Raw genomic sequence first — 12,717 nt, 5'->3', positions numbered from 1 at the left:
AGGGATGTAAGCGATGGCTGGCAGGTTAGGGCGGTTTCTTTTTCAATAAAATTGAATAATGATGATCAAGTTGTTCTGTTTTGGAGAATGCCGTGGAGTTCAGCCAACTGCGTATCTTCCAGGCCGTGGCCGAGGAAGGTTCGGTCACCCGTGCCGCAGAGCGCCTGCATCGGGTGCCGTCGAACCTGTCGACGCGCTTGCGCCAGCTCGAGGAACAGCTGGGTGTCGAGCTGTTCCTGCGCGAGCGCCAGCGTCTGCAGCTGTCGCCGGCGGGCAAGGTGCTGCTGGACTATGCCAACCGCATGTCTGCCTTGCGCGACGAGGCACTGGCCGCCGTGCGCGGTGGCCAACCGGCCGGGGACTTCGTGCTGGGGACCATGTACAGCACCGCGGCGACCCATTTGCCGAGGTTGCTGGCGCGCTATCACCAGGCCTACCCGGCGGTTAACCTGCAGGTGCGTGCGGCGCCCAGTGGCGAGCTGCTGGAAGGCCTGCTCAACCACACTTTGGACGCGGCCTTGGTGGACGGGCCGCCGAGCCTGTCCGGGCTGGATGGTGTGCCGCTGTGCGATGAGCAACTGGTGCTGATTACCAGCCCCGAGCACCCGGCGGTGCACACTGCCAAGGACGTGGCGGGCAAGGCGGTGTTCACTTTCCGCCAGGGCTGCTCGTACCGCATGCGCCTGGAGGCCTGGTATGCCCATGCCCATACGCCCATGGGCCGGGTGATGGAGATCGAGTCGTACCAGAGCATGCTGGCCTGCGTGATCGCCGGCGCGGGCGTGGCAATGATGGCCAGGTCGATGCTCGACAGCCTGCCCGGGCGCGATCAGGTAAGGGTCCATCCGTTGCAGGCGCCATTCGATCAGGCGGTCACCTGGTTGATGTGGCGCCAGGGCATGCGTGGGGCGAATTTGCAGGCCTGGATCGACCTGCAACAAAGCGAAACGATTAACCAGTCGTCGGAATGCGCCGGTACGGCTTGATCCGTATCAAAATGGCCCTTATCTGTAGCTGTAGAGGCATGCGTAATACAGGACATAGGGCTATGATCTGTATGAAACATCGCAGGATTGAATTGCCGTGAGGCTGACCCGTCAAGGGGGCATTATGAATAAACCACTGTCCAACTGGCTCCACGACCTGGCTGTCGCCTTGGGGCTGATTCCACCACCCTTGCAGCCGGTGCCGATCCCGACTGATGAAGAGCAGCGCAAACGCCAACCGCGTCGTCGCTGATACAGACAAAGGCCGCTGCACCTGGGTGGGTGCAGCGGCCTTTTTGTGCCTGATGAAAATCTGTTGCCTGTACCGGCCTCTTCGCGGGTAAACCCGCTCCCACAGGTCCCCCACAGCACTCGGCCTGTGATATTCCTGTGGGAGCGGGTTTACCCGCGAAAGGGCCAGTACAGGCAGCCCGGATCTGTCAGGCCAGTTTCACCGCCGCCGCCGGCTTGCGCGACACCAGGCTGACCACCACAAAACTCACCAGGCCAACCGCCAGGCTGTAGTAGATCGGCGTATTGGCCTCCAGCCCATCCTTGAACATGAACAGCAGCGCGGTCGCGAAGCCCAGCGACATGCTGGCGATAGCCCCGGCAGTGGTAGCGCGCTTCCAGAAAATCGCGCCGATCAGCGGGATCAGCATGCCGCCGACCAGCAGGTTGTAGGCCAGGGTCAGGGCATTGATCACATCGTTCACCACCAGGGCGATGCCCAGCACCACCAGGCCGGTGAGCAGGGTGAACAGGCGGCTGACGCCCAGGCTCGACGCCTTGCCGCCACGCAGCTTGGGCAGCAGGTCTTCGGTCAGGGTGGTCGACGCAGCCAGCAGGCCGGCGCTGGCGGTGGACATCATGGCGGCCAGCGCCGCTGCCATCAGCAGGCCACGGATGCCATCGGGCAGGGTGGTCTTGATCATCTCGGCAAAGGCATTGTTCGGGTTGGCCAGGTCGGGCATCAGCACATGCGCGGCCATGCCGATCGCGGCGCAGGCCAGGCCGTACAGCACGCAGTACACACCAGCGGTGGTGCCAGCGCGCTGGCAGACCTTCTCGTCACGGGCAGTGAATACCCGCTGCCAGATGTCCTGGCCGATGAGGATGCCGAAGAAGTAGATCAGGAAGTAGGTGATGATGGTGTCCCAGCCAATGGTAGTCAGCTGGAAGCTGGCCGCCGGCAGCTTGGCCACCAGGGTGTCCCAGCCACCGGCCTTGTACAGGCACACTGGCAGCAGGATGAACATCAGGCCGACGGTCTTGATCACGAACTGGACGATGTCGGTCAGGGTCAGCGACCACATGCCGCCAATGGTCGAGTACAGCACCACCACACCACCACCCAGCAGCAGCGAGGCCCAGAACGGCAGGTCGAGCAGCACCTGCAATACGGTGGCCATGGCCAGGGTCGAGGTGACACCGATCATCAGTGCGTAGGCCAGCATGATCACGGCGCTGGCCTGGCGTGCGGCCGGGTTGTAGCGCTGCTCCAGCACCTGGGTCACGGTGAAGATGCGCAGGCGCAGCAAGGGTTTGGCGAGGAACAGGTTGAGGGCGATGATGCCCAGGCCCAGGGCTGCGCACAGCCAGAAGCCGGAGATGCCGTGGACGTAGCCCAGGCGCACGGTGCCGACGGTGGAAGCACCACCGAGCACGGTGGTGGCCATGGTGCCCATGTACAGGACCGGGCCGAGGTTGCGCCCGGCCACCAGGTAGTCCTCGTGGGTTTTCGCGCGCCGCATGCCATACCAGCCAAGCCCGAGCATGCCGGCGGTATAGATCATTACAACAATGATGTCCAAGGCCATTGGGGGTCTCCCGATTATCTTTATTATGGCGAGATCGACCACCCGGGCGTTTGCACGGCGCCCGGCGGTCATGTCGTGTGTTGGCGGGCCTCAGTGGCCCTCCCATATGGCTCCTGCCGGGGTACAGCGGTATTAGCGACGCACTACGCCCGGTAGCACGCAGAGCATCTCGAACAGCAGGTTGGCACCGAGCAGCGAGGTGTTGCCGGTGGTGTCGTAAGGCGGGGAGACTTCGACGAGGTCACAGCCGATCAGGTCCAGGCCGTGGCAGCCGCGAATGATCTCCATCGCCTGGATGGTGGTCAAGCCGCCGATTTCCGGGGTGCCGGTACCGGGCGCCCAGGCCGGGTCGATGCCATCGATGTCGAACGACAGGTACACCGGACCACCGCCGACCTTTTCGCGCACTTCGGCCATCAACGGTTCCAGCGACTTGTGCCAGCACTCTTCGGCCTGGACCACACGGAAGCCCTGGCGGCGGCTCCAGTTGAAGTCATCGGCGGTGTAGCCCTGGGCGCGCAGGCCAATCTGCACCACGCGGTCGCAATCGAGCAGGCCTTCTTCCACGGCGCGGCGGAAGGTGGTGCCGTGGGCGATCTTCTCGCCGAACATGTGGTCGTTGACGTCGGCATGGGCGTCGATGTGCACCAGGCCGATCTTGCCGTGCTTCTTGTGCAGCGCGCGCAGGATGGGCAGGGTGATGGTGTGGTCGCCACCCAGGGTCAGCGGAATGATGTTGTGCTCGAGGACCTCGTCATACGCTTCTTCGATGATGCGCACGGCGTCCAGCAGGTTGAAGGTGTTGATCGCCACGTCACCGATGTCGGCCACCGACAGCGAGTCGAACGGTGCAGCCCCGGTGGCCATGTTGTACGGGCGGATCATCACCGATTCGGCGCGGATCTGGCGCGGGCCGAAGCGGGTGCCGGAGCGCAGCGAGGTACCGATATCCAGTGGCACGCCGATGAAGGCGGCGTCCAGGCCTTGGGCACTTTGCAGGTGGGGGAGACGGAGCATGGTGGCGATGCCGCCGAAACGCGGCATTTCGTTGCCGCCCAGTGGTTGGTGGAGGATCTTGTCCACGGTGGGCCTCATCAGTCGGTCGATTGTTCTGTTTGTTCGAACCTGTGCCGCCGCGCGCCTTTCAGGTTTGGTCTTGCTGGCGGGCAGGGACATTTCGGCCAAGTCTGCTGAAGGTAGTGCCGGGGAAAAATCGCTACCGGCAAATACTTAGTTCAGGAATTTCTGAACTAATGGCGCAGAGCGGTTAGACTGCGCGCAAATACCCTTGCGGAACCGTTGCACCATGGCCTCGACCTTGCCCGACCTGAAACTGCTGCGCATCTTCGTCAGCGTGGTGCGCCACCAGGGCTTTGCCAATGCCCAGCGCGAACTGAACCTGTCGACCTCGGCCATCAGCACCTACATGAGCCAACTGGAAGGCGCCCTGGGGATTGTGCTGTGCCACCGTGGCCGTGGCGGGTTCAGCCTGACCAGCAAAGGCGAGCTGTTCCACCAGGAAACCCTGCGCCTGCTGGCCGAGCTGGACGGTTTCGAACAGTATGCCGCCGCCCTCAAGGGCGAGTTGCGCGGCACCCTCAACCTGGGGGTGATCGACTCCACGGTCGGTGACCGGGCCTTGCCGCTGGCCGAGGCCATCGGCGCCTATAGCCAGGAACACCCGGCGGTGCATCTTCACCTGTCGGTGTCCAGCCCTTACGAGCTGCAACTGGGCGTGCAGGACAACCGCCTGGACCTGGCCATCGGGGCGTTTTCCTCGCGCATGAGCGGGCTGCTCTACCAGCCGCTGTACCGTGAGCAGCACTGGCTTTACTGCAGTAGCCGCCACCCGTTGTATGCCGAGCGGCGCATTCCCGAGCAAGTGGTGACCCAGCAGCGCATGGTCGGGCGTGGCTACTGGAGCCAGGCCGAGCTGGCCCGGCATGGTTTCAAGCACAGCGCGGCAACCGTGGAGAGCATGGAGGCGCAGTTGATCCTGATCCTGTCCGGGGCCTACATCGGCTACCTGCCCGAGCACTATGCCCAGGCCTGGGTCGACAAGGGCGACTTGCGCGTGCTGTCGCCGTCGACCTTCGGCTACCAGGCACCGTTTTCGCTGATCATTCGCCGCGGGCGCAGTCGCGAGCCATTGATCCAGACCTTCCGCGACCTGCTCAAAAGCCAGCTCATCGTGGGCTGAAGTTCGGCACATGCTGTATTTCGTCGGTGCTCGTTAAATTGTTGGCGCCGCTGACCGACAACATAATGGCGCCCTGCTATATATCAAATCAGCGTGTGCTGCTGACTACCTCCCTTTAATCCTGCAAGGATTGCCCAAGATGCGCATGAATTTGCCCGTCACTGAGCACGAAAGAACCTTTCCCAACGACCAACGCCTGATTTCCACCACTGACCTCAACAGCCGCATCACCTACTGCAACGACGCTTTCGTGGAGATCAGCGGGTTCACCTACGACGAACTGGTCGGCCAACCCCACAACCTGGTGCGCCACCCGGACATGCCACCGGCCGTGTTCGGCCACATGTGGGAAACCATCAAACAAGGCAAACCTTGGATGGGCGTGGTCAAGAACCGAGCGAAGAACGGCGATTACTACTGGGTCAGCGCCTATGTCACGGCCATCTACGAGCAGGGCCGCATCAGTGGCTACGAGTCGGTGCGCTCGGTGCCCACTCGTGAGCAGATCCGCCGTGCCGAGGCGCTGTACGCGCGCTTGCGGGCCGGCCGCGCACCGGTGCCGTGGGTGGCCCGCCTGGGGCATGGCCTGGGCCACGGTTGGCCATTGATCGGTGCTGGCCTGGTGTCGGCAGCGGGCTACCTGTGGCTAGCGCCTTACGCGGCGCTCGGGGTGTTGATGGCCAGCCTGCTGGTGGCCTGGTATCTGGTCGAGCACCGGCAGAACCAGGCCGTCCGCCGCACGCTGGCCGAACATCCCAAGGCCTTCACCAGCCCGCTGGTGGCGCTGACCTACAGCGATAACCCGGGCCTGCAAGGCCAGCTCGACCTGGCCATCATCAGTGAGGAAGCGCGCCTGCAAACGGCGCTGACCCGCCTGGTGGATGCAGGGGTCGGGGTGAAGTCGCGGGCGGCGCAGTCGTCCGACTTGTCCGATGCCCAGGCACAGATGCTCGACCGCCAGCGCAACGAGACCGACCAGTCCGCCGCCGCCATCGCGCAGATGGCGGCGACCATCCAGCAGGTTACCCATAACGTGCAGAGCACGGCGCATGCAGCCGGTGATGCCGACCAGCTGGCGCAGCAGGGCAGCGAGCTGGCCATGCAGAGCTTGCAAGCCATGGGCAGCATGAGCAATGCGGTCAACGATATCGGCCAGGCCGTCAATGCGCTTGCCGAGCAGACTCAGTCGATCGGCAGCGTGGTCGATGTGATTACCTCGATCGCCGAGCAGACCAACCTGCTGGCGCTCAACGCGGCCATCGAGGCGGCGCGTGCCGGCGAACAGGGGCGCGGGTTTGCCGTGGTGGCGGACGAAGTGCGATCACTGGCCCAGCGCACCCGTGCTTCGACCGAAGAGATCCACCAGATCATTGCTTCGTTGCGCGCCGGGGCAGAGCGTGCGGTGAGCACCGCCAGCCGCGGCGAGCAGATCTCGCGGGACAGTGTGCACAGTGTCGAGGCGGTGCAGGCAGCGTTGAGCGGGATTGCCCAGGCGGTCAGCCGCATCACCGGCATGAGCCAGCAGATGGCGACGGCATCGGAGCAGCAGAGCCATGTGGCCGAGGACATCAACCAGCAGATCGTGCGCATAGCCCACCTGTGCGACCAGAGTGCCGGGCAGGCCAGGCAGGGCGCGGAAATCAGCCAGGACCTGGAGCGCATGGCGGAGTACCTGCATAGCCTGGCGGAGCGGTTCAACCGCTGAAATCGCAGGGGCTGCTTTGCAGCCCTTTCGCCGGCAAGCCAGCTCCCACAGGTGTTGCACAAGGCCCAGGTCTGTGGTGATCCTGTGGGAGCTGGCTTGCCGGCGAAAGGCCCGCAAAGCGGGCCCCGGTTCTGTGGCAAACTGTTCCCGCCAAGGAGAACCCCATGCCCAGACCCCGCTGCGAGCGCTGCCAGCGCCCGCTCGACCATTGCCTATGCTCACTGATCCCCGCACTCGACAGCCGCACCCGCGTCATCCTGCTGCAGCATCCCAGTGAAACCTCCCATGCCCTGAATACCGCCCGCCTGGCCGCCCTTGGCCTGAACAACGCCGAGTTGCGGGTAGGCGAGGTATTCGATGACCTGAATGAATTGCTGGCGACCCCTGATTACCGGCCAGCCCTGCTGTTCCCGGGCGATGACGCCCAGGAGTTGCTGGCCTATGGCGCGACGGACGACCAACCCTTGCTGTTGATCGTGCCCGACGGCACCTGGCGCAAGGCGCGCAAGCTGCTGTACCTGAACCCGTTGCTGGAAGCATTGCCGCGGGTGACGCTGGGGGCTGTCGCGCCTTCACGCTACCGGTTGCGCAAGGCGCCGCAGGCGGGGGCGTTATCGACTATCGAGGCCGTGGTGGGGGCGTTGAACGCGTTGGAGCGGCCTGCCTGTTTCGATGCGCTACTGGCACCGTTCGAGGCGTTGATCGAAGGGCAGATCAAGGCCATGGGTTTGGAGACGTTCCAGCGTAACCATGGTAGCGAGTGAGAGCAGGGGGCTGCCTTGCAGCCCATTCGCAGCACAAGGCTGCTCCTACAGATGTTGCGCGCTTTCCTGTAGGAGCAACCTTGTGCTGCGAATGGGCCGCAAAGCGGCCCCAAAATCTCAAACCTGATCAGCGCATGTCAGGCAAGCGCGCCTCGGTGCGTACTTCGGTGGAAGCCAGCGCTTCCGGCGGCAGCGAAATACGTTGCTTGCTAAGCAGCTCGCCCATGGTCGCCAGCACGCGATAGCGCGAGAACTCCTCGGTGTAACGCACCTCGGTGTAGCGGCGGTCGGCGTTGTACAGCTCGTTCTCACTGTCCAGTACGTCCAGCAGGGTACGTTGGCCCAGGCCGAACTGGTCCTGGTAAGCCGCGCGCACGCGCTTGGTGGTCTCGGCGTATTCACGCGCAGTCGGCAGCTGCTTGCTGGCATTGTTCATGGCGTTCCACGCCAGGCTCAGGTTCTCGGTCAGCTCACGCAGGGCGTTGTTGCGAATGTCCAGGGCCTGGTTGACCTTGTGTGCGTCGGAGTTCAGGCGAGCCTTGTCGCTGCCGCCGCGGAACAGGTTGTAGTTCATCTCGACGCCGGCTTGCCAGTCGTTATTGTTGTGACCTTTCTCGCCGCCGGTGTTGTTGTTGGCACCTGTGGCCAGGATGGCATCGAAGCGAGGATAGAAGGTCGACTTGGCCACTTCGTACTGTTTCTCGGCGGCATTCACGTCAGCCTGGGCCGACTTGATATAAGGGTTGTTCTGGCGCATGCCTTCACGCGCCTGTTCGAGATCGGCCGGCATTTCCACCTTGATCGATTGTGGGCTTTCCAGCTCGTCCGGCATACGGCCGACGACGCTGAAGAAGTTGGCCTCGGCATCGGCCAGGTCGACTTCGGCGGTGTCCAGGTTGTTTTCCGCCAGGGCGCGACGTGCGCGGGACTGGTCGAGGTCGGCGGTGCTGCCGACGCCGCGCTCGTTGCGCAGGCCGATCTGGTCGTTGACCCGCAGGTGGGCTTGCAGGTTGTTCCTGGCCAGGGTCACCAGCTCGCGGCGCTTGAGCACTTCCAGGTACACCTCGACTGCACGCAGCGCGACATCCTGGGCAACAGCCTGGGTGTAGTAGGCGCGGGAGGTGGAGACCGCTTCGGTGCGGCCTACTTCATTCGAGGTGTTGAAGCCGTCGAAGATCATCTGCCGCAGGCGCAGCTCGGACTGGGTGTAGTTGAGGGTTTCCTTGTTGTGGTTGCCCTCGGCACGAGTCGTGGTGTTGTCCGAACGCTGGCGGCCATAACCGGCGACCAGATCCACGGTAGGGTAGTAGCCACCACGCGCAAACTTCACATCTTCATCAGCCGACAGCTTGCTGTTGCGATTGGAGCTGACCTGCGGGTGGTAATCCACGGCGCTCTGGACAGCCTCGGTGATCGACATCGCCTGTACGTTGGCACTCGCCAGGGCCAACAGTAATGCACTGGTGATGGGGTTCAAGACGCGCATGGTACATCTCCCTGATCCTGGAATTGATCCTGCCGATCGCCAAAAAAATGACGATAAAGAAATTACATATAGTGTTGCAGGTTTTTAATAAGACAGCTAAGTACATTCATCGCGATAGATAAGAAGATTTATTCATATCATATTGCCATTTAATAGAAAAACTGTCTAACAAGCTTACGAAAGAACAAGATTCCGGCAGCGGAAAAATCCATGTAAGCCAGGTAATACATGGCTTCCACAGAGTTCCAGAATTATTTCGGATAAGTGGGATAAAAGTTAGGCGAAGTTGATATTTGGCGACAAAATATTGTCACTTTGGCTTGCGCAGGGTTTTCTGGCTGAGGATATACAGGCTTACCAGCACGGCACTGGCCAACATGAAGGTGCGCGCCCAGAACAGGGGGACCAGATAGCACGACAGGCCGATGCTGGCCCACATCAGGCCGATGGCGTAGACCTTGCCCTTGAGGGGGATACCTTCACCACTGAGGTAGTCCCGGATCCATGGCCCGAGCTTCGGGTGATGGACCAGCCAGTGGTGAAAGCGCGGCGAGCTGCGGGCAAAGCAGGCGGCCGCCAACAGCAGGAACGGGGTGGTGGGCAGTACCGGCAGGAATATCCCCAACACCCCCAACGCGACGCTGAGCCAGCCGGTGGCCAGCAGCAGGTAGCGCACAGGCGACTTAGTGGTGGCGTGGCTTGAGCAGCGCCGGCTTTTCGTCAGGGGCATGCAGCAGCAGGAACAGCGCCGTCAGCGCTTCGGGGATCTGTACGATCATGTCGTCCTGCAGGCCAGCGTTGCTGGCGATGTCGGCGAACTCCGGCTGCTCGTCGAACAGGCCCGAGCCGACCATGATCGGCAGCAGCATCTCGCTGACTTCTTCCTCGGCGTTCTCGAACCAGGCCTCTTCACGCAGGAATACGCCTTCCATGAAGCCGATGCACCAGCCGCGCAGGTCGGAATCGTCCGGTTCGTCGGTCAGGTCGAGGTCGCACGGCAGCTCGAACTCGTCGTCGCTGGCCAGCTGGCGGGCGATGTGCGCCTTGAGCGCCACCAGGGTGGCCTCGATCTCGGTGCGCTGAGCGTCGCTGGCGTAGTGCGGCTCTTCGGCGAACAGGGCGTCGATCCACTCGCGCTCGGGCACGTCCTCTGCATTGATCGACAGGGCGGTGAGGTAGCCGTGGGCGGCGACGTAGTCCAGAGCTTCTTCGTGCAGCTCGTCGGCGTCGAGGAAGGCTTGCAGGCGGGTCAGTTGCTCGGCGAAGGACATTACAGGGCTACCTTGGGGAATAAACGATAACGAATTCTAGCACCTTGCGACGGCGGCGGGGCAAAGGGAACGTCTATCGCAGTGGTGCCCTGCGCGGGGCGGTGCTGCGGTATACTCCGCGATTTTTCATCCAGGGGCAGGTTTTGCCGGCTGCCTGGCAAAAACCGCTTACGCATTTGGCGTGTGCGGGGCGGGTTTTTCGTCCAGCCTGTATCCGGGATGGTACGGCGATTTGTGGAGTTGCACATGCTCGAACAGGCTCAGCGCGTTCTCAAGGACGTCTTCGGCTACGACAGTTTCCGCGGGCGCCAGGCAGCGATCATCGACTGCGTGGCCAATGGCGGCGATGCCCTGGTGCTGATGCCCACCGGCGGCGGCAAGTCGTTGTGTTTCCAGGTGCCGGGGCTGCTGCGCCCGGGCCTGACGGTGGTGGTCTCGCCATTGATTGCGCTGATGGACGACCAGGTCGCCACGCTCGATGAACTGGGTGTGCCGGCCGCCGCGCTGAACTCCACGCTGACCCCGGAACAGCAGCGTGACCTGGCCGGGCGCTTGCGCCGTGGCGAAGTGAAGATGCTGTACCTGGCCCCCGAGCGGCTGGTGCAGCCGCGCATGCTCGACTTCCTGCGCGACCTGGATATCTCGCTGTTCGCCATCGACGAGGCCCACTGCGTGTCGCAATGGGGCCACGATTTCCGCCCCGAATACCTGCAACTGGGCCAGTTGGCCGAGCTGTTCCCGCATGTGCCGCGCATCGCGCTGACCGCCACCGCCGACATGCGCACCCGCGAAGAGATCGTCCAGCGCCTGCACCTGCAAGGCGCCGAACGCTTCCTGTCGAGTTTCGACCGGCCCAACATCTTCTACCGCATCGTGCCCAAGGAGGCGCCGCGCAAGCAGCTGATGGCCTTCCTCGGCGAGCGCCGCGGCAACGCCGGCATCGTCTATTGCCTGTCGCGCAAGAAGGTCGACGAAACCGCTGCCTTCCTCTGCGATCAGGGCTTCCCGGCGCTGCCGTATCATGCCGGCCTGGCTGCCGAGACGCGTGCGGCCAACCAGCACCGCTTCCTCAACGAGGAAGGGCTGATCATGGTCGCCACCATCGCCTTCGGCATGGGTATCGACAAGCCCAACGTGCGCTTTGTAGCGCACCTTGACCTGCCCAAGTCGCTCGAGGCGTACTACCAGGAGACTGGCCGCGCCGGCCGTGACGGGCTGCCGTCCGATGCCTGGATGGCCTACGGGCTGCAGGACATGGTCATGCTCAAGCAGATGCTGCAGAACTCCGAAGGTGACGAGCGCCACAAGCGCATCGAGCAGCACAAGCTCGACGCCATGCTGGCCCTGTGCGAAGAAACCCGTTGCCGCCGCCAGTCGCTGCTGGCCTATTTCGACGAAACGCTCGAGCAACCGTGCGGGCACTGTGACAACTGTGTCGACCAGGTACAGACCTGGGACGCCACCGAGCCGGCCCGCCAGGCGCTGTCGGCGGTGTTCCGCACTGGCCAGCGCTACGGTGTCGGTCACCTGGTCGATGTGCTGCTGGGCAAGGACACCGAGAAGGTGCGCAATTTCGGCCACGAAAAACTCTCGGTGTTTGGCGTCGGCAAGGGGCTGGCCGAGGTCGAGTGGCGTTCGCTGTTCCGTCAGCTGGTGGCACGCGGCCTGGTTGACATCGACCTGGAAGGCTACGGTGGCCTGCGCCTGTCCGACAGCTGCCGGCCTCTGTTGCGTGGCGAGGTGACCCTGCAGCTGCGCCGTGACCTCAAGCCACAGACCACCGCCAGGACTTCTTCGTCCAGTGGCGGCAGCCCGGCCAGCCAACTGGTGCGTGCCGAAGAGCGCGAGCTGTGGGAAGCACTGCGTACCCTGCGGCGCAAGCTGGCCGAGGAACACAGTGTGCCGCCCTATGTCATCTTCCCCGACTCGACGCTGCTGGAGATGCTGCGCAGCCAGCCGGCCAGCCTCAGCGACATGGCCCAGGTCAGCGGCGTGGGGGCGCGCAAGCTGGAGCGTTATGGCCAGGCCTTCCTCGAGGTGCTGAACAACAGCGGCGGCACCGACGAAGCACCGAAAGTGGTGCTCGACCTGCGCCACGAACTGGTCAGCCTGGCCCGCGCCGGCATGACTCCGGCGCAGATCGCCGGCCAGCTCAACTGTAGCGAGAAGAATGTCTACAGCCTGCTGGCCGAGGCGCTGGGCCGCCAGGAATTGAGCCTGGAACAGGCCCTGGACCTGCCGGAAGACCTGATGATGGAGGTGCAGGATGCCTTCCTCGATGGCGAGGGCGAGTTGCCACCAGTGTCGGCGATTGCGCCGCTGTTCGGGGCACGGGTGCCGGAGGGCGTGCTGTACTGCGTGCGGGCTGCGCTGGCGGCCGAATTCGAGCTGTAAGTGGCGACAGGTTCGAAGGCAGAACTGCCATCTGCTGACCTTTGTCATGTTTTTTGACGATTATCGGATATTCCAGGGCGCCCGAGCCTTG

General features: G+C 63.3%; 11 protein-coding genes. 6 read left to right on the top strand and 5 right to left on the bottom strand.

Translation table 11 applies throughout. From position 1 onward, the window contains the following. The first annotated feature begins 92 nt into the window (after positions 1–92). Together J5M58_RS00525 and J5M58_RS28250 are read left to right on the top strand one after the other, a co-directional pair. A complete protein-coding gene (locus J5M58_RS00525) occupies positions 93–986 on the top strand; it encodes a LysR family transcriptional regulator (protein ID WP_112253192.1) in 894 nt (297 codons plus the stop codon). A gap of 124 nt (positions 987–1,110) precedes the next feature. Next, positions 1,111–1,239, top strand: a complete 129-nt coding sequence (locus J5M58_RS28250; protein ID WP_009683677.1) for a PA1414 family protein — start codon at positions 1,111–1,113, stop codon at positions 1,237–1,239. A 187-nt stretch (positions 1,240–1,426) separates the two neighbouring features. Here J5M58_RS28250 and J5M58_RS00520 read toward each other — a convergent pair whose 3' ends face one another. Beyond that, positions 1,427–2,806, bottom strand: coding sequence for a sodium:solute symporter (locus J5M58_RS00520; protein WP_112253191.1), 1,380 nt, complete (start codon positions 2,804–2,806; stop codon positions 1,427–1,429). 132 nt (positions 2,807–2,938) lie between these two features. Next, positions 2,939–3,889, bottom strand: coding sequence for an agmatinase (speB, locus tag J5M58_RS00515; RefSeq protein WP_133974558.1), 951 nt, complete (start codon positions 3,887–3,889; stop codon positions 2,939–2,941). A 223-nt stretch (positions 3,890–4,112) separates the two neighbouring features. Here speB and J5M58_RS00510 point away from each other — a divergent pair, with 223 nt between their 5' ends. The 3 genes from J5M58_RS00510 (at position 4,113) to J5M58_RS00500 (ending at position 7,475) form a co-directional block, all read left to right on the top strand. After that, positions 4,113–5,006 (top strand): LysR family transcriptional regulator, encoded by an 894-nt coding sequence (locus J5M58_RS00510; protein WP_112253190.1) that lies wholly within the window; start codon positions 4,113–4,115, stop codon positions 5,004–5,006. Positions 5,007–5,145: 139 nt separating this feature from the next. Continuing rightward, the gene (locus J5M58_RS00505) at positions 5,146–6,711 is read left to right on the top strand and encodes a PAS domain-containing methyl-accepting chemotaxis protein (protein ID WP_207876884.1); all 1,566 of its coding nucleotides are present in this window, start codon (positions 5,146–5,148) and stop codon (positions 6,709–6,711) included. A 164-nt stretch (positions 6,712–6,875) separates the two neighbouring features. Beyond that, positions 6,876–7,475 (top strand): tRNA-uridine aminocarboxypropyltransferase, encoded by a 600-nt coding sequence (locus J5M58_RS00500; RefSeq protein WP_207876881.1) that lies wholly within the window; start codon positions 6,876–6,878, stop codon positions 7,473–7,475. A gap of 127 nt (positions 7,476–7,602) precedes the next feature. Here J5M58_RS00500 and J5M58_RS00495 read toward each other — a convergent pair whose 3' ends face one another. The 3 genes from J5M58_RS00495 to J5M58_RS00485 form a co-directional block, all read right to left on the bottom strand. Further along, entirely contained in the window at positions 7,603–8,961 is a 1,359-nt protein-coding gene (locus J5M58_RS00495) for a TolC family outer membrane protein (protein WP_112253187.1), read from the bottom strand. Between the two features lie 310 nt (positions 8,962–9,271). After that, the gene (locus J5M58_RS00490; protein ID WP_181457368.1) at positions 9,272–9,691 is read right to left on the bottom strand and encodes a YbaN family protein; all 420 of its coding nucleotides are present in this window, start codon (positions 9,689–9,691) and stop codon (positions 9,272–9,274) included. Further along, positions 9,645–10,232: a YecA family protein gene (locus tag J5M58_RS00485; protein ID WP_112253185.1), complete on the bottom strand. Its 588-nt coding sequence runs from the start codon at positions 10,230–10,232 to the stop codon at positions 9,645–9,647. Before J5M58_RS00485 ends, J5M58_RS00490 begins: the two co-directional genes overlap by 47 nt. A gap of 246 nt (positions 10,233–10,478) precedes the next feature. On the opposite strand from J5M58_RS00485, the gene recQ reads away from it, so the two are divergent. Continuing rightward, complete coding sequence (gene recQ / locus J5M58_RS00480; RefSeq protein ID WP_207876879.1) at positions 10,479–12,626, top strand: DNA helicase RecQ; 2,148 nt, start codon at positions 10,479–10,481, stop codon at positions 12,624–12,626. Positions 12,627–12,717: the final 91 nt, after the last annotated feature.

Source organism: Pseudomonas sp. 32_A, assembly GCF_017490905.1.
Lineage (GTDB): Bacteria > Pseudomonadota > Gammaproteobacteria > Pseudomonadales > Pseudomonadaceae > Aquipseudomonas > Aquipseudomonas inefficax.
Note: the sequence above shows the minus strand (reverse complement) of the source record. Positions and strands in the feature narration are given on the sequence as shown.